Annotated in this window: 27 protein-coding genes; 17 read left to right on the forward strand and 10 right to left on the reverse strand. The window is 70.0% G+C overall.

From position 1 onward, the window contains the following. Window positions 1–118: 118 nt before the first annotated feature. The 8 genes from ACIQ6S_RS04970 to ACIQ6S_RS05005 all read left to right on the forward strand — a co-directional run bounded on the left by ACIQ6S_RS04970 (window position 119) and on the right by ACIQ6S_RS05005 (window position 8,386). Window positions 119–1,282, forward strand: coding sequence for a sensor histidine kinase (locus ACIQ6S_RS04970; RefSeq protein WP_397607385.1), 1,164 nt, complete (start codon window positions 119–121; stop codon window positions 1,280–1,282). After that, window positions 1,279–1,920: a response regulator transcription factor gene (locus tag ACIQ6S_RS04975; protein ID WP_298340406.1), complete on the forward strand. Its 642-nt coding sequence runs from the start codon at window positions 1,279–1,281 to the stop codon at window positions 1,918–1,920. The genes ACIQ6S_RS04970 and ACIQ6S_RS04975 overlap by 4 nt, the downstream gene beginning before the upstream one ends. Before the next feature lie 127 nt (window positions 1,921–2,047). Further along, a complete protein-coding gene (locus ACIQ6S_RS04980; protein WP_397607386.1) occupies window positions 2,048–3,163 on the forward strand; it encodes a hypothetical protein in 1,116 nt (371 codons plus the stop codon). A 110-nt stretch (window positions 3,164–3,273) separates the two neighbouring features. Continuing rightward, the gene (locus ACIQ6S_RS04985; protein WP_397607387.1) at window positions 3,274–4,206 is read left to right on the forward strand and encodes an ABC transporter ATP-binding protein; all 933 of its coding nucleotides are present in this window, start codon (window positions 3,274–3,276) and stop codon (window positions 4,204–4,206) included. Continuing rightward, on the forward strand, window positions 4,203–4,937 hold the full coding sequence (locus tag ACIQ6S_RS04990; protein WP_297866767.1) for an ABC transporter permease subunit: 735 nt from the start codon (window positions 4,203–4,205) through the stop codon (window positions 4,935–4,937). The genes ACIQ6S_RS04985 and ACIQ6S_RS04990 overlap by 4 nt, the downstream gene beginning before the upstream one ends. Window positions 4,938–4,940: 3 nt before the next feature. After that, window positions 4,941–6,785: a Gldg family protein gene (locus tag ACIQ6S_RS04995; RefSeq protein ID WP_397607388.1), complete on the forward strand. Its 1,845-nt coding sequence runs from the start codon at window positions 4,941–4,943 to the stop codon at window positions 6,783–6,785. Window positions 6,786–6,865: 80 nt separating this feature from the next. After that, window positions 6,866–7,705, forward strand: coding sequence for a hypothetical protein (locus tag ACIQ6S_RS05000; RefSeq protein ID WP_397607389.1), 840 nt, complete (start codon window positions 6,866–6,868; stop codon window positions 7,703–7,705). A gap of 12 nt (window positions 7,706–7,717) precedes the next feature. Further along, window positions 7,718–8,386: a DNA-3-methyladenine glycosylase family protein gene (locus ACIQ6S_RS05005; protein WP_397607390.1), complete on the forward strand. Its 669-nt coding sequence runs from the start codon at window positions 7,718–7,720 to the stop codon at window positions 8,384–8,386. On the opposite strand, the gene ACIQ6S_RS05010 is transcribed toward ACIQ6S_RS05005, so the two are convergent. Genes ACIQ6S_RS05010 through ACIQ6S_RS05030 form a run of 5 tightly spaced genes read right to left on the reverse strand, consistent with a single transcriptional unit; the run spans window position 8,367 to window position 11,550 of the window. Then, window positions 8,367–9,179, reverse strand: a complete 813-nt coding sequence (locus ACIQ6S_RS05010; RefSeq protein WP_397607391.1) for a M15 family metallopeptidase — start codon at window positions 9,177–9,179, stop codon at window positions 8,367–8,369. The two genes, ACIQ6S_RS05005 and ACIQ6S_RS05010, sit on opposite strands and share 20 nt — an antisense overlap. Before the next feature lie 9 nt (window positions 9,180–9,188). Beyond that, on the reverse strand, window positions 9,189–9,374 hold the full coding sequence (locus tag ACIQ6S_RS05015; protein WP_397572770.1) for an Arc family DNA-binding protein: 186 nt from the start codon (window positions 9,372–9,374) through the stop codon (window positions 9,189–9,191). Beyond that, window positions 9,371–9,691 (reverse strand): DUF3784 domain-containing protein, encoded by a 321-nt coding sequence (locus tag ACIQ6S_RS05020; protein WP_397607392.1) that lies wholly within the window; start codon window positions 9,689–9,691, stop codon window positions 9,371–9,373. Before ACIQ6S_RS05020 ends, ACIQ6S_RS05015 begins: the two co-directional genes overlap by 4 nt. Before the next feature lie 8 nt (window positions 9,692–9,699). Continuing rightward, complete coding sequence (locus tag ACIQ6S_RS05025) at window positions 9,700–10,581, reverse strand: SPFH domain-containing protein (protein ID WP_397607393.1); 882 nt, start codon at window positions 10,579–10,581, stop codon at window positions 9,700–9,702. A 51-nt stretch (window positions 10,582–10,632) separates the two neighbouring features. Next, window positions 10,633–11,550, reverse strand: a complete 918-nt coding sequence (locus ACIQ6S_RS05030) for a hypothetical protein (protein WP_397607394.1) — start codon at window positions 11,548–11,550, stop codon at window positions 10,633–10,635. 112 nt (window positions 11,551–11,662) lie between these two features. Between ACIQ6S_RS05030 and purT the strand changes: the two genes are divergently transcribed. Next, window positions 11,663–12,853 (forward strand): formate-dependent phosphoribosylglycinamide formyltransferase, encoded by a 1,191-nt coding sequence (gene purT / locus ACIQ6S_RS05035; RefSeq protein WP_397607395.1) that lies wholly within the window; start codon window positions 11,663–11,665, stop codon window positions 12,851–12,853. 1 nt (window position 12,854) lies between these two features. On the opposite strand, the gene ACIQ6S_RS05040 is transcribed toward purT, so the two are convergent. Genes ACIQ6S_RS05040 through ACIQ6S_RS05050 form a run of 3 tightly spaced genes read right to left on the reverse strand, consistent with a single transcriptional unit; the run spans window position 12,855 to window position 15,510 of the window. Then, complete coding sequence (locus ACIQ6S_RS05040; protein WP_397607396.1) at window positions 12,855–13,553, reverse strand: hypothetical protein; 699 nt, start codon at window positions 13,551–13,553, stop codon at window positions 12,855–12,857. Next, on the reverse strand, window positions 13,550–14,794 hold the full coding sequence (locus tag ACIQ6S_RS05045) for an endonuclease/exonuclease/phosphatase family protein (RefSeq protein WP_397607397.1): 1,245 nt from the start codon (window positions 14,792–14,794) through the stop codon (window positions 13,550–13,552). Before ACIQ6S_RS05045 ends, ACIQ6S_RS05040 begins: the two co-directional genes overlap by 4 nt. Further along, on the reverse strand, window positions 14,791–15,510 hold the full coding sequence (locus tag ACIQ6S_RS05050; protein ID WP_397607398.1) for an arginyltransferase: 720 nt from the start codon (window positions 15,508–15,510) through the stop codon (window positions 14,791–14,793). Before ACIQ6S_RS05050 ends, ACIQ6S_RS05045 begins: the two co-directional genes overlap by 4 nt. Before the next feature lie 93 nt (window positions 15,511–15,603). Here ACIQ6S_RS05050 and ACIQ6S_RS05055 point away from each other — a divergent pair, with 93 nt between their 5' ends. Further along, complete coding sequence (locus tag ACIQ6S_RS05055) at window positions 15,604–16,782, forward strand: NAD-dependent epimerase/dehydratase family protein (protein ID WP_397607399.1); 1,179 nt, start codon at window positions 15,604–15,606, stop codon at window positions 16,780–16,782. Window positions 16,783–16,785: 3 nt separating this feature from the next. Here ACIQ6S_RS05055 and asd read toward each other — a convergent pair whose 3' ends face one another. Further along, window positions 16,786–17,628, reverse strand: coding sequence for an archaetidylserine decarboxylase (gene asd, locus ACIQ6S_RS05060; protein ID WP_397607400.1), 843 nt, complete (start codon window positions 17,626–17,628; stop codon window positions 16,786–16,788). Beyond that, the gene (locus ACIQ6S_RS05065; RefSeq protein WP_397607401.1) at window positions 17,625–18,296 is read right to left on the reverse strand and encodes an SCO family protein; all 672 of its coding nucleotides are present in this window, start codon (window positions 18,294–18,296) and stop codon (window positions 17,625–17,627) included. The genes asd and ACIQ6S_RS05065 overlap by 4 nt, the downstream gene beginning before the upstream one ends. A 102-nt stretch (window positions 18,297–18,398) precedes the next feature. Between ACIQ6S_RS05065 and prmB the strand changes: the two genes are divergently transcribed. From prmB to trpB, 7 genes are all read left to right on the forward strand, one after another. Continuing rightward, on the forward strand, window positions 18,399–19,316 hold the full coding sequence (prmB, locus tag ACIQ6S_RS05070) for a 50S ribosomal protein L3 N(5)-glutamine methyltransferase (RefSeq protein WP_397607402.1): 918 nt from the start codon (window positions 18,399–18,401) through the stop codon (window positions 19,314–19,316). Between the two features lie 19 nt (window positions 19,317–19,335). Further along, window positions 19,336–20,469: a chorismate synthase gene (gene aroC / locus ACIQ6S_RS05075; RefSeq protein WP_397607403.1), complete on the forward strand. Its 1,134-nt coding sequence runs from the start codon at window positions 19,336–19,338 to the stop codon at window positions 20,467–20,469. A gap of 138 nt (window positions 20,470–20,607) precedes the next feature. Continuing rightward, complete coding sequence (locus ACIQ6S_RS05080; protein ID WP_397607404.1) at window positions 20,608–21,627, forward strand: aspartate-semialdehyde dehydrogenase; 1,020 nt, start codon at window positions 20,608–20,610, stop codon at window positions 21,625–21,627. Window positions 21,628–21,742: 115 nt separating this feature from the next. After that, window positions 21,743–24,124 carry a FimV/HubP family polar landmark protein gene (locus ACIQ6S_RS05085; protein ID WP_397607405.1) on the forward strand — a complete coding sequence of 794 codons (2,382 nt, stop codon included), beginning with the start codon at window positions 21,743–21,745 and terminating at the stop codon, window positions 24,122–24,124. A gap of 37 nt (window positions 24,125–24,161) precedes the next feature. Continuing rightward, entirely contained in the window at window positions 24,162–24,992 is an 831-nt protein-coding gene (gene truA, locus ACIQ6S_RS05090) for a tRNA pseudouridine(38-40) synthase TruA (protein ID WP_397607406.1), read from the forward strand. A gap of 4 nt (window positions 24,993–24,996) precedes the next feature. Continuing rightward, on the forward strand, window positions 24,997–25,650 hold the full coding sequence (locus ACIQ6S_RS05095; protein ID WP_397607407.1) for a phosphoribosylanthranilate isomerase: 654 nt from the start codon (window positions 24,997–24,999) through the stop codon (window positions 25,648–25,650). Beyond that, the gene (gene trpB / locus ACIQ6S_RS05100; protein ID WP_397607408.1) at window positions 25,619–26,848 is read left to right on the forward strand and encodes a tryptophan synthase subunit beta; all 1,230 of its coding nucleotides are present in this window, start codon (window positions 25,619–25,621) and stop codon (window positions 26,846–26,848) included. Before ACIQ6S_RS05095 ends, trpB begins: the two co-directional genes overlap by 32 nt. Window positions 26,849–26,851 lie beyond the last annotated feature (3 nt).

Raw genomic sequence — 26,851 nt, forward strand, 5'->3', positions numbered from 1 at the left:
CCGGGGCAGGCCGGGTCTCGGTGAAGCCGCCAGTATCGCATGCCCCCCGGCCGCCTTCGCCCCGCGGGGTGACTTTCGGGGGTGCGGAAGGGGGGGGCTGGGCGTTTAGGATGCCTCGATGCTTCCGCGCCTGACCCACGCCACGCTCCTTCGCTATGCCGGCCTGTTCACTTGGGCGATGGTGGGCAGTGGCCTGGTCATGAACGCTTTGTTCGTGATGGACGCCAGCTCCAGCCCCCTGCCGGCCATGGCCTTCGTCGGGCCGGTCGGCGCCTACGTGGCCTTCGGCGTCGCGTTCTGGCTCTCCACCCAGTCGCTGGGCCACCAGCGCGGGCGCGTCTGGCCCATCGTGCTGATGCTCGCCATGGCGGCTTCGGCCATCGCGGTCAGTGCGCTCACGAACAGCGCGTTGGGCGCCATCCTGATGATGGTCATGGCCGCCGTGGTGCCCTGGTTGCTGCCGGGCTGGCCGGGGGTGCTCTGGCTCGTGGTGCAGCACCTGCCGCTGACCGCGGTGTTCGTCCGCACCTTCGAGTTCACCCCGCTCGAGGCCGTGCTGCAGTCCATGCTCTACATGGGCATGTCGGGCTTCGTCTACGTGGCCGGCCTGATCGCCAAGCAGCAGGCCGAGGCCCGCGAGGAGCAGCGACGGCTCAACGCCGAACTGCGGGCCACCCGTTCGCTACTGGCCGATAGCGCACGCGTCGGCGAGCGCCTGCGCATTTCCCGCGAACTTCACGACCTTCTCGGGCACCACCTCACCGCGTTGAGCCTCAACCTCGAGGTCGCCGGCCACCTGACCGACGGCAAGGCCCAGGAGCACGTCCGCCAGGCTCACACCTTGGCGCGCCTGCTGCTCACCGACGTGCGCGAGGCCGTCAGCGCCATGCGCGGCGAGGAACGCATCGACCTCGAGGCCGCATTGCGCACCCTGGTGGAAGGCGTGCCGGCCCTCGAAGTCACGCTGGACATCGAATCCCCGCTGCCTGTCGACGACGCCGAGTGCGCGCAGGTCGTCGTGCGCTGCGCGCAGGAAATCATCACCAACGCCATCCGGCACGCCCAGGCCCAGCGCCTTTGGCTCAAGCTGGGGCGGCAAGGGCGCGAACTGCACCTCGCCGCCCGAGACGATGGCGTCGGCAGCGACGCCTTCACCCCTGGCAACGGGCTTTCGGGCATGCGCGAGCGCCTGAAGACCGTCGGCGGCCGCGTCGAGGTCTCGACCGCGCCGGGCCAGGGCTTCAGCATCGACATCCACCTTCCCCTCGAGGCTTCCGCATGATCCGAGTGATGCTCGTCGACGACCAGACCCTGGTGCGCCAGGGCGTCCGTTCCCTGCTGGAATTGGCCGACACCATTGACGTGGTCGCGGAGGCGGCCGATGGCAAGCAGGCCGTCGAGCAGGTCCCCGTCGTGAAGCCGGACGTCGTGCTGATGGACATGCGCATGCCGGTGATGTCCGGCCTCGAAGCGCTGCGCGCGCTGGCGGCGCAGAACGCCCTGCCACCCACCATCATCCTGACCACCTTCGACGACGACCAGCTGGTGCTGGCGGGCATCAAGGCCGGGGCCAAGGGCTACCTCCTGAAGGACGTGTCCCTCGACCAATTGGTGTCGGCCATCCAGACGGTGGCCGATGGGGGATCGTTGGTGCAGCCTGCCGTGACGGCCCGGCTGCTCTCGGGCCTCGAGGGGCTGCAGAACGACTTCCACAGCCTCGAGCAGCCCGACCCGCTGACCGAGCGCGAGACCGAGATCCTCCGGCTCATGGCGGGCGGCTTCTCCAACAAGGAGATCGCCAACTCGCTCGGCGTGGCCGAAGGCACGATCAAGAACCATGTCTCCAACATCCTCTCGAAGCTCGGCGTGCGCGACCGGACCCGCGCGGTGCTGAAGGCCTTCGAGTTGAAGCTGGTGTGACAGGCAGCCCCGCGGCGGTGTCCGCGGGGCCGTCCCACGCTTACCCCGGCCCCGACGGTGCTGCTATCCTCTGGCGCTCCTCGGGGCGGCGGTGTGCCGACCGGGGCCGATCCCGGAGATTTGATGCATGGCTCGATTCCTTGAATTCGTCGTCGCGTTCGTTCTGGTGGCCATCCTCGGCGTCGCCGTGGGCTTGGTGTTGCCGCCGTCGCGCAGCGTGTCGCACTCGGTGGAAACCAACCGCCCCGTCAATGTCGCCTTCGACATGCTGAACGGCTTCCAGCGCTTCAACGACTGGAACACGCTGCATCTGCGCGACCCGAACGTGAAGTTCACCCTGAGCGGCCCCGCTTCGGGCGTCGGCGCCAAGCTCGAATACACCTCGAACGACCGGACGGTCGGTTCGGGCAGCTGGGAAATCACCGAGAGCGTGCCGGGCGAGAAGATTGTCTTCAACGTGACCGACAACGCCATGGGTGAGAACAAGACCATGCGCTTCACGTTCGAGCGCTCGGGTCGCAGCCAGCGCAACGTGAAGATCACCCAGCGCTACCGCGTCGAGTACGGCTTCGACCTGATTGGTCGCTACGCCGGCATGTACATGTCGAGCAGCGCCGGCAAGCGCGTGCAGAACGGCCTGAAGGTCCTCTCGAACGCCCTGGCCAGCGTGCCGCGCGTCGACTACACGATCTACGAGCACCCGCTGCAGCTCGTCGACGTTCCGGCCATGAACGCGCTGCGCGTCGACGTCGAAGCCCCGCTCCGCGACGACGGCGTCGCCGTCTCCATGACCAACCAGCTGGCGTGGATGGACCGCGTCATCGAGGCCAGCGGCTTCGCCAAGGACGGTCCGCTGCGCATCGTCACCGTCGACCGTACGTCGGAGGCCTACTCCTTCATCATGCTGCTGCCGGTCCGTGCGAAGGACGCTCCGGAGGGCTCGTCGCGCGCCGCCACGGTGGCCGAGCTGCCGGTCCTCGAGGCCACCATCGCCGGCGACGGCAACAAGGTCGTGCTGTCGCAGGAAGCCCCGCTGAGGGCGGCGAACACCAAGTGGGTCGGCCCGGCGCCGGGTCTGCAGCGCGTGCGTGACACCCTGCGCGCTTGGGCGATCGTCCGCGGCTACCCGCTCGACAACGCCAGCCAGGGCTTCGACGACTACAACGTCGATATCCCGGAGATCCTCAGCCCGGAAGCCGAGTTCCAGGCCTTCCTGCCATTGAAGGCCCCAGAGGCCCAGTAAGCGCAGCGAGGCGGGCCTAGGCCCGCCTCGTCGTTTGCGGGGGCGTGGAACTTGTCGTCTCCCCCGCGCTCCAACGCGCGCCGAACTGCGGTGCCGAGCGGGAACCCGACATGATCGAAGTGGAAGGACTGACCAAGCGCTTCGCAGCGTTGACGGCCGTCGAGGACCTGCGGTTCTCAGTGCAGCCGGGTGAGGTCGTGGCCTTGCTGGGGCCGAATGGCGCCGGCAAGTCGACGACGATGAAAATGATCGCCGGCTTCCTCGCGCCCGACGCGGGCCGCGTGCGCGTGGCGGGCCACGACGTCGTGTCCGACGGCCTGGCCGCTCGTCGCGCCCTGGGCTACCTGCCGGAAGGCGCGCCGGGCTACGGCGAAATGGAAGTCGCCGATTTCCTCGGCTTCATCGCCGACGTCCGCGGCCTGTCGGGCGCACACCGCCAGCAGCGCTTGGCCTTTGCCTCCGATCGGTTGCAGCTGGGCGCCGTGCGCCGGCAGCCGCTGGACACCTTGTCGAAGGGCTTCCGTCGCCGCGTAGGCTTCGCCGCCGCCATCCTGCACGACCCGCCGGTGCTGTTGCTCGACGAGCCCACGGACGGCCTCGATCCGAACCAGAAGCACGAGGTCCGTGGCCTCATCAACGAACTGGCGCGCGAGCGCACGATCATGCTTTCCACGCACCTGCTGGAAGAGGTGGACGCCATCGCCACGCGGGCCGTGGTGATCGCGGCCGGCCGTCTGCGTGCGGACCACACGCCTGCGGAACTGTTGGCGCTCTCGCGTTGGCACGGTGCGTTGTCCTTCGCGGCGCCGGACAGCGTGGCTGCCGTGGCGGCGCTGGATGGCCTGGTGCCGGCTGCGGCGACGACCGTGGACGCCCGCGAGGGGCGGGTGGTGTTGTTCGTCCGTGGCGGCGGCGTGTCTTCCGAGGTCGTGACGCGGCGACTCGACGAACGTCGCGTGGCGTGGTCCGACCTCCGCGTCGAGCGGGGCCGCCTCGACGAAGTCTTCCGCAGCCTGACCTCCGATGCCGGAGCCGCCGCATGAACGGCACGCTCGTCATCGCGCGGCGCGAGTTCGCCGCCTATTTCGCCTCGCCGCTCGCAGCGGTTTTCATCGTGCTGTTCCTGGCCCTTTCTTCGGCGCTGGCCTTCTACCTCGGCGGCTTCTTCGAGCGCGGGCAGGCCGACCTGCAGCCGTTCTTCGCCTTCCACCCGTGGCTGTACCTGTTCCTCGTGCCCGCGGTGGGCATGCGGCTTTGGGCCGAGGAGCGCAAGAGCGGCACGCTGGAACTGCTGCTCACCTTGCCGATCACGCCGTGGCAGGCGGTGCTCGGCAAATTCCTCGCAGGCTGGGCCCTGCTGGGCATCGCTCTGGTGCTCACCGCGCCGATGTGGTGGACGGTCAGCTGGCTGGGCGATCCGGACCACGGTGTCATTGTCGCGAGCTACCTCGGCAGCTGGCTGCTCTCGGGCGCGATGCTCGCCGTCGGTAGCGCCCTCTCGGCACTGACGCGCAACCAGGTCGTGGCCTTCGTCGTCACGGTGGTGGTGTGCTTCGCGCTGATGCTCGCCGGACACCCGCTGGTGCAGGACGCCGTGCAGGGCTGGGCGCCGCGCGACGTGATCGACGCGGTGGCCGCGTTGAGCTTCCTCACCCACGTGCAGTCCATCCAGCGCGGCGTGCTCGACTTGCGCGATGTGCTGTTCTTCCTGCTGTCGATCGCGGCCTGGCTGTGCGCGACGGTGCTGATCCTCGACGCCAAGAAGGCGGGCTGACGCATGGCCATCGCATCCCTCCGCCGCTCCGCCTGGGCCCTGCCGCTGCTGGCCCTGGCTTTCCTTGCCTTGGTCGGGCTGTCGTCCGTGCTGCTGCGCGGTGCGCGGATCGACCTCACGGCGAATCAGGAGCACACGCTCTCGCCGGCCACGATCGCCCTCATCGAGGGCATCGAGGAGCCGGTGACGCTCCGCCTCTATTTCTCCGAGCGCTCGGCCGGCGACTTCCCGCAGGTGCGCGCGTATGCGCAGCGCGTGCGCGAACTGCTGCAGGAGATGGCCGCGCGCTCGAAGGGCCGCCTCGTCGTCGAGGTCATCGACCCGGAGCCGTACTCCGAGCAGGAAGACCTCGCCGTCGCGCAGGGGCTCACCGCGGTGCCGCTGCCGACCGGAGGCAACTTCTTCTTCGGCATCGTCGGCAGCAACAGCACCGATGGCGAACTGCCGATCCCGTTCCTTCAGGCCGAGCGCGAGGCCTTCCTCGAGTACAACCTCGCCAAGCTGGTGTCGGCGCTGACGGTCGAAGAGCGACCCGTGGTGGCGCTGTTCAGTGGCCTGCCGATGGCCCCCGAGTTCGACCCGGCCACGGGCTCGCCGTCGCCCGGTTGGGTGGTCGACCAGCAGCTGCGCGAACTCTTCGAACTGCGCCGGCTCCAGCCGGATTTCACTGCGATCGATGCGGACGTCGACCTGCTGATGCTGGTGCATCCGGCCGGCTTGTCCGATGACAGCCTCTACGCCATCGACCAGTTCGCCCTGCGCGGCGGCCGCGTGCTGGCCTTCGTCGATCCGGACGCGGAGAACGCCGCCCCCGACGATCCGCTCGGTGGCAATGTCGGTGGCGCGCGTGCCTCCGACCTCGGGCCGCTGCTCGCCGCCTGGGGCGTGGATTTCGATCCGACGCAGGTGGTGGCCGACCCCGGCTCCGCGCTGTCGGTGCAGACGAGCGAAGGCGGTGCCAACGAGCCGCTGATCACGCTGCTCGGCCTGGACGCCGAGGCGCTGTCGAGCACCGACATCGTCACGGCGCAAATGGAGCTGATCAATCTCTCCACCGCGGGCGTGCTGAGGCCGCGCGAGGCGGCGACGACCCGCTTCGAGCCGCTGCTCTCGAGTTCCGACCAGAGCGGTGAGCTGCCGACCTCGATGCTCGGCACGGTGAGCGCGACGCCGTCGAACCTGCTGCGCGAGTTCCGCGCCAACGGTGGGGCGCGCACGATTGCGGCGCGCGTCAGCGGCCCATCCGCGACGGCCTTCCCGCAGCGCGGCGGCGACGGGCACCTCGCGGCCAGCGCCAGCGACCTGCAGCTCATCCTCGTCGCCGACACCGACCTGTTGGCGGACCCGTTCTGGGTGAACGTGGCGCCGGGGCCGGGTGGCTTCAGCGAGCCCTTCGCCAACAACGGGGATCTTGTCTACAACGCGGTCGAGAACCTGAGCGGGCAGGCGGGTCTGATCGGCCTCCGTACCCGCGCCGTCGCCAGCCGTCCCTTCCATCGCGTGCAGGCCCTGCGCCGCAGCGCCGAGCAGCAGTTCCTGCAGACCGAGCGGTCCCTCCAGCAGCGGCTCTCGGAGCTCGAACAGCAGCTCGGCGAACTGCAACGCGGCGAGGACGGCGCACCGGCGCTGGGCGCCGAACAGCAGGCCGAGCTTGAGCGCTTCCAGCAGGAGAAGATCGACGTCCGCCTGCAGCTCCGCGAAGTGCAGCGCCAGCTCAATGCCGACATCGACGCACTGTCGATGACCCTGCGCATGGTGAACATCGTGCTGGTGCCGGCCTTCGTGGCCTTCCTGTTCCTGATCGGCGGCCTGTGGCGGTTGCAGCGCCGGCGTCGCCCCGCCGCGTGATGCGCGGACTGGCGTCCGCCGCGGCGGCGCTCCTGGGGCTTTCGGCCTGCTCAAGCGAGCCTGCAGCGCCGGAGGTCCTGGTGCCGGGTTTGGCGAAGGCCCTGCCGGCGCTCTCGGAAGTCCGGCTGCAGCAGGGCGACGCCTCGCTGGTGTTCGAACGCCAAGGCGAGGAATGGCGCATCCGCGACGCCGCATGGCGTGCCGATCGCCGCTGGCTGCAACCGCTGCTGTTGGGGCTGGCCAATGCGCGCTGCGATGAGGCGAGGACGGCCGATCCGGCGCGCTTCGGGCGCATCGGCGTGGCTTGGCCGTCGGAGTCGGAGGCTTCGCCCGATGGTGCCTTCGCGCGGCCGACCGGCCGATTGAACCTGACCATCGAGGGCCGCGAGGTGTCGGTCGTCATCGGCTACCCGCAGGCGCGCGGCGGCACGTATGTGCGCGTCGAAGGCGCGCCGCACAGCTGCCTCAGCGCGGCCACGTTGCGCTTGCCGGCACGGGTTTCGGAATGGTTCGACCCGCAGCTCTGGCGGATTCCGACGGAACGCGTGACCGCGGTGGTGGTGGAGGATCCGGGAGCGGCCGCGCTGCGGCTCGTGCCCGGCGAGGGTGGCTTCCGGCCGGAGGGCGCGATCGTCGCCCTGACCCCGGACGCGGATGCGCTGGCCTCGGCGCTTGCTGCCCCGCGGCAGCTCGATCTCCGCGCTGCAGGCAGCGCCGAGCCAACGCGCGTGCTGCGCCTTGAAGGCGAGGGCGACCTCGCCTACGCCTTGGCCGTCTGGCGCGAAGGCGAGGCGACCTGGGCGCGTGTGCTCGCCGCACCGGCGGGGGAGTCCTCGTGGTACGCGGGGCGCGAGTTCCGCCTGCCGGAGGACGTTGCCGCCCCGCTCTGGGCGGACCGTGGCACGCTCGGCGCTCCCTGACGGAGGCGCGCCATGGCCCGTGGTTTCGATCTCGAAGAGGCAACCGCCCATCTCGCCAAGCGCGATCGCGCGCTGGCGAAGTGGATGAAACGCATCGGGCCGCTTGAGATGGATGGCTGGCGCAAGCCGTTCGACACCGTCGACGCGCTGTCGCGTTCGATCCTCTACCAGCAGCTTTCCGGCAAGGCCGCGGCGACCATCGTCTCGCGCGTGGAAGCGGCCGCGGGCTCGCGCAAACTGGTGCCGGTGGCCTTGGCCCGGCTGGATGACGCGGCGCTGCGCGCCTGCGGGGTGTCGGGAAACAAGGTGCTGGCCCTGCGCGACCTCTGCCGTCGCGCCGAGGCCGGCGAGGTGCCGGCCGCTCGCGCTCTGCCCAAGGTGGACGACGCGACCCTGATCGAGCAGCTCACCGCGGTGCGCGGCATTGGCCGCTGGACCGTCGAGATGCTGCTGATCTTCCGCCTTGGCCGTCCCGACGTGCTGCCGGTGGACGACCTCGGCGTGCGCAAGGGCGCCCAGGTGCTTGATGGCCTCGAGGTCGTGCCGACGCCGAAGGCCTTGTTGGCGCGTGGCGCGGACTGGGGGCCTCACCGGACCTTGGCCAGCCTGTACCTGTGGCGCATCGCCGACGGCGAAGGCGTGGTCGAGCCGGCGAAGAAGGTCAAGCGCTCGCAGGGTTGAGCCAGCACCAGTGCCAGGGCTCGTAAGTGATTCCGTGCGGGTTGCCGCGCGGGTAGCTCAAGCCGAAACCGAAGCGTTCGGAATGCTGCTGCAGCCAGGCGAACGCGGGCGTGTGTTCGAAGCTTTCCTCGGCCGGCGGCTCGCCGGGCGTGCCGATGTCGAGGGCGCGGCCGCTGTGGTGCTCGGAATGCCCGGGCGCGGCATTGACGTGCAGGATCTCGTCGAGCGACAGCCCACGCGCGAATTTCCGCTCGAAGATCCCGCGCTGGTAGGCGTGGCCGCGGAAGCCGGAAATCGCCTCCAGGACGATGCCATCCTGCCGCGCCGCTTCGCGCATGGCCTGCCACGCCCGCGAGGCCGGGGCGAGCAGCCACAGGGCGCGCTGCCAACGGTCGCGTCCGGCGAAGGCGAGCAGCCGCGGTTCCTCATGGAAGGGCAGGCCGCTGGTCTCGGCGTAGTCTGCGGCGAGCCCCATTGCCGTGTTGGCTTCGTGTACCGCGTCACCCGGAAGCGTGCCCCGCGCGGCGATCAATGCCGCGGGCTCGCGCGCATCGAGCACGGCCGTCGCGGCAATGGCGGCTTCGAGGCCCGGTTCGCGCCAAAGCGCTGGAACCAGGGGGACGAGTTCAGCTGGACCGAGCGCCGCGAGGAAACGGCCGTCGCGCTTGCGCCGAAGGACGAGGTCGGCGCCTGCGATGAGGCGCGCGTCGGCGCTCGACCGCGCACGGCACAGCGTCGCGGGCCAGAGTTCGATGTCCGGCGTATTGACGAGGAAGCGGGGCAGGACGCGCATGGGCGCAGTCTATTCGCCGTCCGCGGCGCCGTCGTCCATCGGGGGTTTCGGCAGCCGTCCGGCTTTCCTCAACGCCTCGCGCAGCACGTACTCGATCTGGGCGTTCACCGAGCGCAACTCATCGTCGGCCCAGCGCTGGACGGCGTCCAGCACCGGGGCGGAGATGCGCAGCGGATAGGCTTTCTTCTCGCTCACTTCGAGACGAACCGCGAGAGCCCGAACAGCAGCCGGACGACCACCAGACCGACGAGTACGACGAGCCCCAGCGTGGCGACGAGGATCTGGCCCTCGGGCAGGAAGGCCACGACGCCGGCGAATGGCACGTGCAGCAAGCCGAGCAGGATCAGCGACTGGCCGACGAATCGGCCGAGGCCGGCCGGGTCGCGGACCTTTTTCGGGTCCACGCCGGCCAGCAGGTGCAGGGCGCGGCCGCTGCGGAAATAGAAGCCGATCACCAACAGCGGCGCGGCGGCGACGAGCACGACCAGGGCGGCAAGCATCTGTTCGTTCATGGCGGGCCTCAGTGGTGCAGGGTGCCGGTGTTCACCACCGGCTGCGTGCCGCGTTCGCTGCACAGCACCACGAGCAGGTTCGACACCATGGCCGCCTTGCGCTCCTCGTCCAGCTGGATCTTGCCGGCATGGTCGAGCTGTTCCAGCGCCATGTGCACCATGCCGACCGCGCCTTCGACGATGCGGCTGCGTGCGGCGATGATCGCCGCGGCCTGCTGGCGCTGCAGCATGGCCTGGGCGATCTCCGGCGCGTAGGCGAGGTGGCTGATGCGGGCTTCCAGCACGGTCACGCCGGCGGCGCCGAGGCGTTCCTGGATCTCTTCCTTCAGATGCTGGTTGATCTCGGTGGCGTGGCTGCGCAGCGCGATCTGCGTGTTCGCACCGCTGCCGTCGTGGCCGTCGTACGGGTAGCTGGTCGCCATCTGGCGCAGCGCGGCTTCCGACTGCACATGCACGAAATTCTCGTAGTCGTCGACCTGGAACACGGCCTCGGCGGTGTCGTGCACCTGCCAGACCACGACCGCGGCGATCTCGATCGGGGAGCCTTCCAAGTCGTTGACCTTGAGCTTGCTGGATTCGAAGTTGCGCACGCGCAGCGACACGGGCTTCTTCGAGTAGAACGGGTTGGCCCACTTCAGGCCGGAATCGCGCGCGGTGCCGACGTAGCGGCCGAAGAGCTGGAGCACCACGCCGTTGTTCGGCTGCACCATGAAGAAACCGCACCACAGAAGGACGATGACAAGGGTGCCGAGGCCATTCAGCGCGATCAATCCGCCCGGCACGTCCATGCCATCCAAAGTGGGGAAGGCGGCGAAGTTGGCCAGGCTCAGGACCAGCAACGCCAGCAGCATCGGGACGCCGGGAAGGGGGGAATGGACGCGTTCGTTCATGGTCGGGCTCCGGGAATGGCCTGATCATCTGATATCAATTTGATATCTTCGTCAAGGGGCGTCCAAAGGGAAGTGGATCAGCGGGCTGGGGCGCTGCTCGCCGGCCACCCACAGCTGCCGCCCGTCCAGCGAGTAGCCCATCGCCTCGGCCTGGGGCATCCAAGCGAAATCGAGCCGTTGCGGATTCGACAGGGCGCCCGACCAGCCCGCCCCCGACCCGCGCCGGTACAGGTAGACCGCCTGGTAGTTGAGGACGGCGAGGGTGCGGCCATCCGGGCTGAGGTCGGCGGCGGTCACCTGCGATCGGTAGCGCCCGTAGACGGGGTTCTGCGTGAGTTCGGCGGCGCTGGGTTGGGCGATGCCCCTCAGGCGGCCGACGCGTCGGGCGGTCTGCAGGCCCTCCCGCGCGGGACGGAGGGCGACACGGAACAGCTCGGGCGGCACGCGCTTCTTCGAGACCAGCAGCACCTCGCCAGCGGCGGCATCGACCGCCACCGCTTCGCAATCGCGGGCGCCGTCCGGCCAGCGGAAACGCAGCGTCCATGACGGCGTGACGCGCATGCCGTCCGTCACCACGGCCGGTTCCTCGACGACCACGAGCTCGAGGGTGCGGCGCAGCCCGCCGTTGTCGCCGGTGTCGGCCACCAGCAGGTAGCGCTTGCCATCGAGATCGAAGGCGGCGAGGTCTTCCCAATCGACGTTGCGCACGCCTTCGAGGGTGATGCTGGCCAACCGTGTGCCCGCGGCCGACATCAGGTGCAGCTCGGGCGCATGGCCGCTGTCGTTGTTGACCCAGAAGCTGCCCGGCCGGGCGCGCGAAGCGGCAAACCCACTGGTTTCGGACAGGCGCGCATCCGCCATGACGCCACTGATCACCGGGGCGGGGGTGGTCGGTGCCGCGGTCGCGGCCCACAGTGGAGCGACGCTGCCGAGCATCGGCAGCAAGAGGGTCAGGATTCGTCGGGACATCGGGTGGTTTTCCAATCAGGCCAGCATGCCCAGTGGTGCCCGGGGCGACAAGCCGTGCCGGTAGAATTCGCGCCTCGCCTCACAGGAATCCACGATGTCCCGCGCCCCCGCCATGCCTGCGTCCGTCACCCTCGGCACGCCGCTGTCGCCCACCGCCACCCGCGTGTTGTTCCTCGGCAGCGGCGAGCTCGGCAAGGAAGTGGCCATCGAGCTCCAGCGGCTGGGCGTCGAGGTGATCGCGGCCGACCGTTACGCCGACGCGCCGGCGATGCAGGTCGCGCACCGTTCGCACGTGTTGAACATGCTCGACCCGGCTGCGCTGAAGGCGCTGATCGAGGCCGAGAAGCCGCACCTGGTGGTGCCGGAGATCGAGGCCATCCACACGCCCACGTTGCTCGAGCTGGAAGCCGCGGGGCAGCGCGTCATTCCCACCGCACGCGCCGCGCGCCTGACGATGGATCGCGAAGGGATTCGCCGCCTGGCCGCAGAGACGCTCGGACTACCCACCTCGCCCTACCGCTTCGTCGACACCGAGGCCGAATACCGCGACGCCGTCGTCGCGCTCGGGATGCCCTGCGTGGTCAAGCCGCTGATGTCGAGCTCGGGCAAGGGCCAGAGCGTCGTGCGCTCGGAAGCGGACATCGACAAGGCCTGGGCCTACGCACAGACCGGCGGTCGCGCCGGCCAGGGCCGCTGCATCGTCGAAGGCTTCATCGACTTCGACTACGAGATCACGCTGCTCACCGTGCGGCACCGCGATGGCACCACGTTCTGTCCGCCGGTGGGCCATCTGCAGGTGGACGGCGACTACCGCGAGAGCTGGATGCCGCAGCCGATGAGCGCGGCCGCCTTGGCTGAAGCGGAACGCATCGCCCAGGCCGTCACCGACGACCTCGGCGGCTGGGGCCTGTTCGGCGTCGAGCTTTTCGTGAAGGGCGACGCCGTGTGGTTCTCGGAAGTGAGCCCGCGCCCGCACGACACCGGCTTGGTGACCTTGATGGGGCAGGAGCTCTCGGAATTCGCGCTGCACGCCCGCGCCATCCTCGGCCTTCCCATCCCGAACCTGAGCACGCTCGGCCCGGCCGCGTCCTGCGCGATCGTCGCGGAAGGCCATGGCGTGCCGGTGTTCGGGAATGTCGAAGCCGCGCTGGCCGAACCCGACACCGGCTTGCGCCTGTTCGGCAAGCCGCGCGTCGAGGGCAGCCGCCGCGTGGCCGTCACGCTGGCGCGCGATGTCGACGTCGACGCGGCCCGCGCCAAGGCGCGTCGCGCCGCGGCGGCGATGACGGTGCGTCTCGTCTGAATCAGTGCGCCGCCGGCAGGGCGGTGCGCGGGAAGCCCAGGGCGAAAGTCGGCGGGTCGCCTTCAGGGAATCGCAGGCTCAGTTCCACGTCCAGCGCCTTGCCGCAGCCGATCACGTTCCACATCTCCACCCGGTCGGCGATGGCGGCCGCCGAGCTGGCGTCGCCGCGCAGCACGGCCGGTGGCGCGGCGCGCACGTCGATGCGCTCCGGCGCTTCGCAGGTCATCAGCTTCGTGGCCACCGGCAGCAACTCGTCGATCACCTCGCGGCGGGTGTCCTCGTCGAGCGCCGCGCCGCGCACCGGCAGCACGGGTTCACCACGCAAGGTGAAACGAAGCTTGTCGCAGGTGTAGGCGAGCGTTTCCGCATCGGCACCGGCGTGCTGGCGCTCGGCCTGCTCGCGGATCGCGGCATCGATGCTCTCGCGGGACTGCGATTGCGCGGCGGCGACGCGTTCGACCAGCGCGGCGGCCTCGGTGAGCGTCGCTACGCGGCGTTGCCGCCACTGCGCGAGCTCGGCCTCGAAGGGGGCGTCGCGGAACGCAGGCAGGCGACGGCAGCGGTTCGCCAGTGCGGGGAAGGTGAGCGTCTCCGCATAGCGCTCGACCAGGCGCTGCTGGGCTCGCTCGCCGGCCTGGAGCATCGCGGGGAGGCCCAGCAGGAGGGCCGCGACGCCCAGCGTCGTTCGGCGAACCCTCATCGGTCAGGCTCCGCGTCCGCCGACGCCGGGGCGGCGGCCACGTCGAGGTCCAGCCACACCATCCGATGGTCGCTGGCCCCCACCCAGTCGGCGCCAGGCTGCCCGGCCACCGGCCAGAACACGCCGCTGCTGGTGATCCGCAAGCCCACCGAGGGAAGCACGAAGTCGAGGTGCAAGTTGCCGCTGGCACCGCCGAACTGGCTGGTGTCCTGTGCCGGGTTGCCGCGATGGCGAAGGTTGGCGCCGCCGCGCTCGCGGGCACTCTGCACCGCGCCCTCGCTGGTCGGGAACGCGTGCCGGAGCACGCGCGGGTGCTCGATCAGTTCGACGATGGCCTCGTGGTGGCCGTCGCCGTCGGCGGGGTCGTTGTTGAGATCACCCGCGATGACGAAACGCGCTTCGGCCGGAAGCCCGCCGCAGCGGCCCTGGTCGTCGCACAGCCAATCGGCGTCGCGGTCGTCGAGGTAGTGCCGCCACAGCGTCAGCTCGTCGGCGTTGCGCAGCCCATTGCGGTCCTCGGGGCCGTCGAACACCGGCGGCGTCGGATGCGAGACGAGGAAGTGCACGACGCCGCCCGGCGTCTGCACCGGCACGTCCCAGTGCGACTTCGACGACAGCCGTAGCTTCGGCCACACCGCATCGTCGTACCACCAGCGACCCGTCGCGGGGTCCTTCGGGCGGCGCGCGTTCGGCAGCGCGGACCATGGCAGGGTCTGGAAGCTGCGCACGGCCGCGGTGTCGATCGGATGGCGCGATAGCACGAGCATCCCGTATTGGCCCGGATGCAGGCCGTAGCCGAAGGCATCCTCGCCATGCAGACGCCCCGGACCGCCGATGCGCCCGTCGCCGTTGAGGTCCATGCCACTGGGCTCACCCGTGTTCACCGGCGCGAAGTAACGGTACGGGTAGTGGATCGGCGCTTCACCGTGCTGGCCGACCTCGAGGTACTCGCGCTGGAAAACGTCGGCCAGCGCGCCCTTCGGGTCGTAGTCGAACTCGTTGAGCAGGAGCAGGTCCGGGCGCTGGCGCTGGATCACGGCGGCGACGCGTCGGGCCTTGTCGTCGGTGCCCCCGGCCAGCCGCGTGCGGACGCCGTCCGCCACTTCGGCGTACAGCGAGACGTTGTAGGTCGCCACGCGCAGTGGATTGGGCGGATCAGCCATGGCAGGGGTCGTCGTGCAACCGGCGAACAGTGTCGCCAAACCCAGCGCCGCCAACGCGGCGCGGAAGAAAACCCTCATTCACGATCCTCATCGAAAGCAATCCAGTGGCCGTTCCAGAGCCGTTCCAACGGCTGGAAGCGGCGTTTGTAGTCCATTTTCGGGTGGCCTTTCAGCCAAAACCCGAGGTACAGGTGCGGGCGCGCCGTTGCCGCGGCCCACGCGATCTGCCCGAGGATGGCCTGCGTCCCGAGGCTGCGGTGCTCATGGGCGGGATCGAAAAAGGTGTACACCGCCGACAGCGCGTTCGCGGTGACGTCGGTGACCGCGACGGCGACCAGCCGGCCATCCAGCCGCCATTCGAAGAAGCGCGTCGGGCTCCAGTCGCCGATCAGGAACTGCTCGAACTCCTCGTGCGTCGGCTCGGCCATCGGGCTGTCGGGATGGCGGGCGCCGAGGTAACGCGCGTAAAGGTCGAACAGTTCGTCACTGCGTCGGGCCGGGCCGACGGTCATCACGAGGTCGGCGTTGCGCTTGGCGATGCGCCGCTGCGTGCGGTCGGGCTGGAAGCGGGCCACCGGCAAGCGGATCGGCAGGCAGGCGCTGCAGTTGCTGCAATGGGGGCGATAAACGTGGCGTCCCGAGCGACGGAAGCCGAGCGCCAGCGCCGGCTCGTAGACCGCGGCGAGGGCGGGTTCCTGCGGGTCGAGCACGAGGTCGCGGGCCTGCCGGTCGGGCCAGTAGCCGCAGGCGTGGGCCTGCGTCAGGTACACCCGGATGTCGGTCAGCGCGCCCATGGGCCGAGTGTAACTTCCGGCACGGGTTTGCCGTTGGGGGAGGGCGCAGGATCGCGGGGTCCCCAGCCTGACGATCCCACCGCGGAGTGAACCATGTCGATCGAACGTCGTGACGTCCTGAAACTCGGCGCCCTGGCCGCCGCCGTGACGCTGGCCGGTGCGGGCCGCGCGCAATCGCCGGCCGCCGCCACGGGCGAGACGCGCAACGCCAACCGCAAGCTGTCGATCCTGATCCTCGGCGGCACCGGGCTGACCGGCCCGCACCAAGTGGCCTATGCGCTGTCGCGCGGCCATGAAGTGACCATCTTCAACCGCGGCCGCAAGCAGCGCGAGTGGCCGGGCACGGTCGAGCAGCTGCTCGGCGACCGCGACGTCAATGACTACAAGAGCCTCGCCGCCGAAGTCGCGAAGGGCCGCCGCTGGGACATCTGCATCGACAACCCGAGCAGCGTGCCGCACTGGATCCGCGATGCCGCCACCGTGCTGAAGGGCCACATCGGTGGCTACATGATGATCTCCAGCCTGTCGGCCTATGCCGACAACGCGACGCCGGGCGATGACGAGACCGCCGCGCTGGCGACCTTCGAGGGCGATCCGCTGGCCGAGACCATGACGAGCCTGCGCGCCGACATGGGCAAGTACGCCGGGCTCAAGGCCGCGACGGAAGCGGAGACGCTCAAGCACTTCGGCACGACCGCCACCCTCGTGCGTCCCGGCCTGATCGTCGGCCCCGGCGACGAGACCGACCGTTTCACCTACTGGCCGATGCGGCTCGCCAAGGGCGGCGAGGTGCTGGCCCCCGGCGACGGCCGCGACCCAATGAAGTTCATCGATGCCCGCGATCTGGGCGAGTGGATGATCCGCCTCGCCGAGGCCGGCGCCACCGGCGCCTTCAACGCCATCGGGCCGGCGCATCCCCTCGACATGGCGGGGTTGCTCTACGGCATCCGAGCCAGCACCACGGCAGGCGCGCAGCTCACGTGGGTGCCGACCGAGTTCCTGATGGCACAGGAGGTCAGCCCCTGGGGCGACATGCCGGTGTGGGTGCCGGGGCAGGGCGAAATGGCCGGCTTCCACATGCGCAGCAATGCCAAGGCCATCGCCGCGGGGCTCACGTTCCGCAGCCTGGCCGATACGGTCGAGGCCACGCAGGTGTGGTTCGCCGCGCAGCCGGAAGAGCGCCGCAACGCGCCCCTGCGTGCCGGCATCAAGCCCGAGCGCGAGGTCGAAGTGCTGGCAGCGTGGAAGGCGCAGGCTGCGAAACCGGCCTGAGCCTCAGGCCAGCGTGCCGATGCGCTGGCCGAGCACCACCGGGGCTTCCGCGGGGATGGCTTCCATGGAGGCGAGCATCGCTTTCGGGAACAGCAGCACCACGGTGCTGCCGTAGTTGAAGCGCGCCATCTCGGCGAAGCGCTCGAGCGTGATGCCCTTGCCGCGCCAGTCCTTGCGGATCACGCGGTCGGCGTAGGCGGGGATCTCCTCGCCATACCACACGGTCTCGACGCCGGAGACGAGGATCGCTCCGACCATCACCGCCACGAAGGGCCCGTGCTCGCCCTCGAAGTGGCAGACGAGGCGCTCGTTGCGCGCGAACAGCCGCGGGATGGCGCGCGCGGCCCACGGCGCCACGCTGAACAGCCGGCCCGGCACGTGGGCGGTTTCGACCAGCGTGCCCTTCAGGCTCATGTGCACGCGGTGGTAGTCGCGTGGGGAGAGGTAGACGTTGGCGAACCAGCCGTCGCGGTAGGCCTCGGCCTTGGCTTCGTCGGCGAGGAACTCGGCGGCAGTGAAGTGCTGGCCCTTGGCCTGGAAGATGCGGCCCTCTTCGATGCGGCCGATCTGCGCGATCTTGCCGTCGGCCGGGCACAACACCGCCTTCGGGTCGGCATCGGCGACGCGCGCGCCGGGCTTCAGCGGGCGGGTGAAGAAGGCATTGAAGCTGGCGTAGCTTTCCGGATCGGAGTTCGCCGCTTCGGCGAGGTTGACGTTGAACTTCCGCACCACGGTGGCGATCAGCCAGCGCTTCAGCGGTACCCACTGCGAACGCGCCAGCCGGTAGGCGAGGCTCGAAAGGAAGCGATGCGGCAGGACGTACTGGAGGACGACCGCGGGGCTCACGGCGTGGCTCCGGCGAGGCGGGCGAGATCGCGGGCCACGGCCTGCGGGTCGATGGTGGCGATCGCGCCGCCGCCGACGGTGGCGCCGGCGGGCATCTGCGGACGGATCACGCCAGCCACGCGGACTTCCGGGTCGAGCAGCACCATCGAGCCGCTGTGGTCCATGGTGTAGCTGGCGCCGAGCGGCACCTTGCGGAACACCAGGCTGAGGCTGCTGGTAAAGGTTTCCAGCGCCGCAAGGTCGGGCTGCGTGGCCGCCAGCGTGGCCGGGTGGAAGTGGCGCGCGTAGCCGGCCAGCAGTTCCGGGGTGTCGCGCTCCGGGTCGATCGACACGAACAGCAGGCGCGGGCGCTGCGCTTCGGGTAGGGCCTCCCAGGCCTTCTGCGCCTTGGCCATGTCGGTCAGCGTGGTCGGGCAGACGTCCGGGCAGGAGACGAAACCGATGAACACCACGGTCCAGCGGCCGCGCAGGGTCTCGGCGGTGACGGGGCCATCCGCCGACAGCAGCTCGAACGGCGGGATGGCGCGCGGCGTGGGGTAAGGGGTGATCGCCTCGAAGGCAGGCAGGGCAGAGCCGCCATCGCGCGACAGCCAGCGCTCGCCGGCCAGCAGGCCGAGGCCGGCGAAGACAGCTGCGACGATCACCAGGAGAAAGGTCCGATTGAACATGGAAATGCCGCCAAAACATCAGGATCAAGGCCGCAAAGTATAGGGGCGCTGGCTATACTCGGGCGCTTGTCCCGTGAAGCCCGCTTTGGGCCGTTGAACCGCATGCCTGCCGAACTCCAGACGATTATTGACCTGATCCGGTATGGGGCGAGCCGCTTCGGGGAGGCCAGCCTGACCTTCGGCCACAGCTACGACAACGCCATGGACGAGAGCACCCAGCTGGTGCTCCATGCCCTGCACCTGCCGCACGACCTCAACCCGATCTACGGCCAGTCGCGGGTGACCGCCGACGAGAAAGCCGAGGTGCTGGGCCTGTTCCAGCGCCGCATCGACGAGCGCGTGCCGGCCTGCTACCTCACGGGCGAGGCCTGGTTCGCCGGTCTCTCGTTCAAGAGCGATTCGCGCGCCCTGGTTCCGCGCAGCCCCATCGCCGAGCTCATCCTCAACGGCTTCCAGCCGTGGATCGGCGACGTCGAGGTTCGCGACGCGCTCGACATCTGCACCGGCGGCGGCTGCATCGCCATTGCCATGGGTCACTACAACTCAGATTGGACCGTCGACGCCGTCGACCTGAGCCCCGAGGCCCTGTCGCTGGCCCGCGAGAACGTGGAGCGCCTCGACGCCCGCAACGTCAGCCTGCACCACGGCGACCTCTATGGCCCGCTGGTCGGCCGCCACTACGACCTGATCGTCACCAACCCGCCCTACGTCACCAACGCCGAGACCGACGCGTTGCCGGCCGAGTATTCGCACGAGCCGGAAATGGCCCTGCGCGCCGGCGACGACGGCCTCGACCTGGTGTTGAAGATCCTCCGCGACGCCCCGCTGCACCTGCGCAAGCACGGCGTGCTCATCTGCGAGGTCGGCGAGAGCCAGCAGCACCTCGAGCGCCTGCTGCCCGACGTCCCCTTCGCATGGATCGAGTTCAAGGTGGGGCAGATGGGCATCTTCGCCCTGCACCACGACGACCTCGTGGCCCACCACGCCGACATCGCCCGTCTGGCGAACCAACGCCCCTGAGCACGGACGCCTGACGCGCATGGCCAGCAACACCTTCGGGCAGCTCTTCGCGGTCACCACCTTCGGCGAAAGCCACGGCCCGGCCATCGGTTGCGTCATCGACGGCTGCCCGCCCGGCCTCGCGATCGCGCCGGAGGAATTCCGCGCCGACCTCGAACGCCGCGCCACCGGCCGCTCGCGCCACACCTCGCAGCGCCACGAGGCCGACGAGGTCGAGATCCTCTCCGGCGTGTTCGAGGGCCGGACCACCGGCACGCCGATCGCCCTGCTGATCCGCAACACCGATGCGAAGTCGAAGGACTACGCCAAGATCAGCGAGCAGTTCCGCCCGGGCCACGCCGACTACGCCTATTGGCAGAAGTACGGCATCCGCGATCCGCGCGGCGGTGGCCGCAGCTCGGCGCGCGAGACGACGATGCGCGTGGCCGCCGGCGTCATCGCCAAGAAGTGGCTGCTCGAGCGTTTCGGCGTCACCGTGCGCGCCTGCGTCAGCCAACTGCACACGATCACGCCGAAGGGCTGGGACTGGTCCGCGGTCGAGGACAGCCCATTCTTCTGGCCGGACGCCGCCCAGGTGCCCGAGCTCGAGGCCTTCATGGACGCCCTGCGCAAATCCGGCGATTCCGTCGGCGCCCGCGTCCGCGTCGAAGCCCTGGGTGTGCCGCCGGGTTGGGGCGAACCGATCTACGGCAAACTCGACGGCGAGCTCGCCCACGCGATGATGTCGATCAACGCGGTGAAGGGTGTGGAGATCGGCGCGGGTTTCGCCAGCGTCGGCCAGCTCGGCACCGAACACCGCGACCTGATGCACCCGGACGGCTTCGCCAGCAACCACGCGGGCGGCGTGCTCGGCGGTATCAGCAGCGGCCAGCCGGTCACCTGCGAGGTGGCCTTCAAGCCCACCTCCAGCCTGCGCCTGCCGGGCCCGACGGTGGATGTGCACGGCCAGCCGGTCGAGGTCATCACCACCGGACGCCACGACCCCTGCGTGGGCCTGCGTGCGCCGCCGATCTGCGAGGCCATGATGGCCCTCGTGCTGATGGACCAGGCCCTTCGCCATCGCGCCCAGTGCGGCGACGTCGGCGAGGTCGCGCCGCGCGTGGCGGGCGAGGGCGGCGGCACGGCCGGAAAAAGCGTCGAGCGAAAACCCTAGCCTCGGGCGTCACGCTTCCGAGGCCCGGGGCCACTGATTCCGCGACGCGGGCGCCGTGCCCGCGCGCCCTGCGCCGGCGCGTCGCGCCGCGCCGCGCACCCGCAACGCTCAACGCACAAGAATCGAAAAGGAAAACCCATGTCGAACCGTTTCAAGGTCGCCGTCGTCGGCGCCACCGGCGCCGTCGGTGAAACCATGCTCTCCATCCTCGCCGAGCGGAAGTTCCCGGCGAGCGAGGTCATCGTCCTCGCCAGCGAGCGTTCCGCCGGCAACAAGGTCGATTTCGGCAACCACAAGCTGACCATCCAGGACCTCGCCACCTTCGACCCGACGGGTGTCGATTTCGCGCTGTTCTCGGCCGGCGGCGACATCTCGCGCGAGTACGCGCCGAAGTTCGCCGCCGCGGGCGCCATCGTCATCGACAACAGCTCGGCCTTCCGCATGGACGCCGACGTGCCGCTGGTCGTGAGCGAAGTGAATCCGGAAGCCTTGGATTCGATCCCGCGCGGCATCGTCGCCAATCCGAACTGCTCGACGATGCAGATGGTCGTCGCGCTGAAGCCGATCCATGACGCCGTCGGCATCACCCGCATCAACGTCGCCACCTACCAGTCGACGTCGGGCGCCGGCCGCTCGGGCCCGGAGGAGCTGGGGCGCCAGACCGCCGCCCTGCTGCGCTTCGAGGACCCGAACCCGACGCGCTTCCCGGTGCAGATCGCCTACAACCTGATCCCGCAGATCGACGCCTTCACCGACAACGGCTACACCAAGGAAGAGATGAAGCTGGTCCACGAGACCCGCAAGATCCTCGGCGACGACAGCATCCAGGTGAACCCGACGGCGGTGCGCGTGCCGGTGTTCTTCGGCCATTCCGAAGCCGTGCACCTCGAGACCCGCGACAAGCTCACCGCCGCCGAGGCGCGCGCTTTGCTCGAGAAGGCCCCGGGTATCGAGGTGGTCGACAACCCCGCCAACGGCGAGTGGCCGACGCCGGTGACGCATGCCTCGGGCAGCGATCCGGTCTACGTGGGCCGCATCCGCGAGGACATTTCGCACCCGCGCGGCCTGTCGCTGTGGATCGTGGCGGACAACATCCGCAAGGGTGCGGCCCTGAACGCTGTGCAGGTCGCCGAGCTGCTCGCGGCAAAGCGCGGCTGACCGAAATCCTTGGCGGATCAGGGGCATTCGGCTTACTGTTGCGGCGGTTTTCAAGTGTTGACGTTCGGCCGGGACCCCGTCGGCCGCGTCTTGGGAGAAAGGCATGAAACACCCGGTGAAGGTCCTTCCCCTGGCCATGGCGCTCGCGTTCATCGCGAGCGACGCCCATGCGCTGGGCCTTGGCACGCTCGAAGTGAAGTCGCAGCTCAACCAGCCGCTGGTCGCGGAGATCCCGTTGATTGGCGTCGGCCCGGGCGAGCTGGACGCCCTGAGCGTGCGCCTCGCGCCGCCGGAGGCCTTCGACCGCGTCGGTCTGCCTCGACCCGCCGGCGTCACCGCCAACCTGCAGTTCAGCGTGGGCCGAAATGCCCGGGGTGAACCGGTGGTGCGAGTCACCACCTCGAACCGCGTGGATGATCCCTTCGTCGCCTTCCTCCTCGAAGCCGATTGGGGTCGGGGCAGCGTGGTGCGCGAGTTCACCGCCCTGGTCGATCCGCCGCACATCGCCGCGGCGGTCGTCACGCCCATGGCCGCGCCCACCGTGGCTGCGGCACCCACGCCGCCTGCGCCTGCGCCTGCGCCGGAGCCGGTGCCCGCCGAGGCGATGCCGCCGCTGTCGGTGCCCTCGCCGCCGGTGGCCGAGGCTGAACCCGCACCCGTCGCCGAACCGCTGCCGCCGGAGCCCGTCTCGCCGGCGCCGACTCCGGTCGCTGCCACGCCGCCGCCCGAGCCGACGCCGGCTCCGCAGCCCGAGGTCGTGCCGCCGCCGCCGTCGCCCGCGCCGCAGCCGGTGATCGCCGAGGCCCCGCCGCCGCCGCCCGCACCGTCGCCCGTGCCGGCCGCCATCCCGGCGGCCACGCCCGGCAGCCATGCGGTTGCGGAAGGGGAGACCCTGTGGCGGATCGCTTCGTCCAATCAGCAGGGCACTTCCGTCGCCCAGATGATGCTCGCCATCCAGCGCGCGAATCCGGACGCTTTCCTGCGCGACAACATCAACTTGCTGCGCAAGGGCGCCGTCCTGCGTATTCCGACGGCCGACGAGGCACGTAGTCTCGCCAACACCGAAGCCCAGGACCGTGTTCGCGAGCAGATGGCCGCGTGGCGCGCCCTGTCGCCGACCCCGGCGCCGATGCCGAGCCCGGGCGAAGCGCCGACGGCGGCGCTGCCGCCGGCCGCCACCGCCCAAGCTCCGGCCCGTCCGTCGGCCGCACCGTCGACGCCGGCCAGCGGTCGGCTCGAGATCGCGCCGCCGGCCGGTGCCGGTGCAGTCGGTGCGCAGTCGGGCGCGTCGTCCGGTGGTTCGGGCAGCGAGCTGCGCGCGCAGCTCGAGCAGGCCCGCGAGGACCTGTCGGTACGCGAGGCCGAGCTTCGTGAGCTTCAGTCGCGTCTCACGGAACAGGAGTCGCTTGCCAACGAACAGAAGCGTCTGATCGAGCTCAAGGACAGCCAGCTCAGCGCGATGGAGCAGGCCCTGCGCGAGCAGCGCACGGGCGAGCCCGCGGCGCCATCGGACGCGACGGATCCGGCCGCGTCCGGCGCCGTCGAGCCCGCCGTTGCCGGCCCGGCCGCTGCCGAACCTGCGGACGCCACCGTGGTCGTCACGCCAGACGCAGGCCCCGCTGCCGAAGCCTCCGATCCGGCCAGCCCGGCGCCAGCCTCGCCGACAGCCGCCGCCCCGTCGGAAGCGCCGGTCGACGCGGCAGCGCCGTGGTACAGCAACCCGATGGTCCTGGGGGCTGGTGGCCTGGTGCTCGTTGGCGGCCTGGTGGGCCTGTTGCTCCGCCGCCGACGCGGCACCGACCCGAAGCGCCCCCTTCCGAACGTGCCGCCCGCCGCGGGCACGCGCTCGCGCCTGTCGGACGATGAGGATTTCCTGTCGAACCTCCCAGCCCCGGGCGAGGAGTCGAATGCCGCCGCCGAAGACGGCGTCGCGCCGACGCCGGAGGCGCCGTCGATCGACAACGACACCCCGCCCGCGGCGAATCCGATGCTGCGCGAGCTCGAGCGGAATATCGACGGGGCGCCTGCGGATCTCGATACGCATGTCGCCCTGCTGCGGCAGCTCTACAACACCGGCGACACCGACGCCTTCCTCAAGGCGGCCGAGCGCATGCGCGAGCACGTCGAGAAGCCCGGTGATCCGCGCTGGCGCGAAGTGGTGGTGATGGGGATGGGCCTGGTGCCCGGCCATGCCCTGTTCCGCGAGCTGCAGTGGAATCCGATCAGCGGCATCGATGTGCGCACGCGTCCTACCGCCGTAGAGCCCGCGCCGCCGGTTGTTGAAGCCTTCGACGAGCGCGAGACGGCCGAGCGCCCCATCGTCGAGTTGCCCACCTCGGACGAGGCCGGCCTCGACGACACCCGCCTCGAGCTGGCCAAGGCCTACATCGAGATCGGTGACGTCGACGGCGCTCGCGGCATGCTCGAGGAAGTGCTGGCCGAGGGCAGCGCGGCCGCCCGTGCGGAAGCCGAGCGCCTGCTGAAGTCGATCGGTTGAGGTTGCGGCCGCAGGGTTCGACCTGCGGCCCTCCACCATGCGTTACGCACTCGGCATCGAATACGACGGCAGCGGCTTCCTCGGTTGGCAGCGGCTTTCTCACGGTGATTCGGTGCAGGGCGCGGTCGAGGCCGCGCTGGCCTCGATCGTCCAGCACGAGGTCGATGCGGTCTGCGCGGGGCGCACCGATGCCGGCGTGCACGCCACGCAGCAGGTGGTCCACTTGGAAAGCACGGTCGAAAGGCCGCTGCGCGCCTTTGTCGAGGGGACCAACACGCGCTTGCCGCCATCGGTGCGCGTGCTCTGGGCCCAGCCGGTGGCCGATGCCTTCCATGCCCGCCATTCGGCGCGGGCGCGCCGCTATCGCTATCGCCTGCTGAACCGCCGCGTCCGCCCCGCGCTGATGCGCGAGCACCTGAGCTGGGAGCCGCGGCCGCTCGACGCCGATGCCATGCACCGCGCGGCGCAGGCCCTGCTCGGCGAAAACGACTTCAGCGCCTTTCGCACCGCGCAGTGCCAGGCCCGCCATCCGATGCGCGACCTGCACGCGATCACCGTGCGCCGCGAGGACGACCAGGTCATCGTCGAGGTGCAGGCCAATGCGTTCCTGCACCACATGGTGCGCAACATCGTCGGCAGCCTGATGGTGGTGGGGCGTGGCGAGCGGCCCGAAGCCTGGATCGGCGAACTGCTCGTTGGACGCGATCGCACCGTCGCCGGTCCGACGGCGCCCGCGGCCGGCTTGGCCTTCCTCGGGCCGCGCTATCCGCGCGCCTGGGCCTTGCCGGAGGCCGTCAGCCTGCCGGAGGGTTGGATCGATCGCCCGCGGCCCCTCGCCGTCCTGCCTTACGCCGACCTCGACGCCTGACGCCATGGCCCATCGCACCCGCATCAAGTTCTGTGGCCTGACCCGACCCGGCGATGTGCGCCTCGCCGGCGAGCTCGGCGTCGACGCGCTGGGCTTCATCTTCGTGCCCGGTAGCCGCCGCGCGCTCGATCCCGCCCAAGCGGAATCGCTGCGCGTCGCCGTGCCGCCGTTGTCGCAGGTCGTCGCGCTCTTCATGGATCCGGAGGAGGCGCTCGTGCGGGCCGCGATCCGTGCGTTGCGCCCGACGCTGCTGCAGTTCCATGGCCGTGAAGAGGCCGCGTTCTGCGAGCGTTTCGGCCTGCCGTATGTGAAGACTTTGGCGATGGGCGAGGGCGTGGCCGCTGCGGAATCGCTCGCCAAGCGCTACCCTTCGGTGGACGCCTTTCTGCTCGATGGCCACAAGGCCGGCGAGCAGGGCGGGCAGGGTGCCCGGTTCGACTGGTCCGACCTGCCCGCGCTGCCGAAGCCTTGGCTTCTGGCCGGCGGGCTCACTCCCGACAACGTCTTCGAGGCGGTCCGCCAGTCGCGGCCGTTCGGCGTCGACGTGTCCAGTGGCATCGAGAGCGCTCCCGGCCTGAAGGACGGTGAGCGCATGATTCGTTTCGTCGAAGAGGTTCGCCGCGCCGATGGCTTCATCGCAGATCCCCCCGTCCGTTGACGATTTCCACCAGTACCCGGACGCCCGCGGGCATTTCGGCCCCTACGGTGGCAGCTTCGTCGCGGAAACCCTGATGCAGCCCTTGGCCGAACTGGCCGAGGCCTATCGCGTCGCGCAGTCCGATCCCGCGTTCCAAGCGGAACTGGCGGACGACTACAAGCACTACGTCGGCCGGCCGAGCCCGATCTACCACGCGGCCCGCCTGTCGGCGAAGGTCGGCGGCGCGCAGATCCTGCTGAAGCGCGAAGACCTGAACCATACCGGCGCGCACAAGATCAACAACACCATCGGCCAGGCGATGCTCGCCAAGCGGATGGGCAAGACCCGCATCATCGCGGAGACCGGCGCCGGCCAGCACGGCGTGGCCTCGGCCACCGTGGCCGCGCGCCTCGGCCTCGAGTGCGTCGTGTACATGGGCGCCACCGACGTCGAGCGCCAGGCGCCGAACGTGTTCCGCATGAAGCTGCTCGGTGCCACCGTGGTGCCGGTGGAGAGCGGCAGCAAGACGCTGAAGGACGCGCTCAACGAAGCGCTGCGCGACTGGGTCACCAACGTGCACGACACCTTCTACATCATCGGCACCGTGGCCGGCCCGCACCCGTACCCGACGCTCGTGCGCGACTTCAACGCCGTGGTCGGCAAGGAATCGCGCGCGCAGATGCTGGCCGAGTACGGCGCACTGCCCGACGCCGTCGTCGCCTGCGTCGGCGGCGGCAGCAACGCCATCGGTATGTTCCACGCCTTCCTCAACGATCGCGATGTCGCGCTCATCGGCGCCGAAGCCGCGGGCGACGGTGTCGCCACTGGCCGCCATGCCGCTTCGCTGGTGGCGGGCCGCCCGGGGGTTCTGCACGGCAACCGCACCTACCTGATCTGCGACGACGATGGCCAGATCACCGAGACGCACTCGATCTCGGCCGGCCTCGACTACCCCGGCGTTGGCCCCGAACACGCCTTCCTCAAGGACACCGGCCGCGCGCAGTACGTCGGCGTCACCGACGACGAGTGCATGGAGGCCTTCCACCTGCTGGCGCGCACCGAAGGCATCCTTGCCGCGCTCGAAAGCAGCCACGCTATCGCCCAAGCCATGAAGCTCGCCCGCACGATGCGCAAGGACCAGCGCGTGCTGGTGAACCTGTCCGGCCGCGGCGACAAGGACATCTTCACCATCGCCAAGCGCGAAGGGATCTCGCTGTGAGCG

Origin of the sequence: Silanimonas sp. (genome assembly GCF_044377035.1) — a bacterium.
GTDB lineage: Bacteria > Pseudomonadota > Gammaproteobacteria > Xanthomonadales > Xanthomonadaceae > Silanimonas.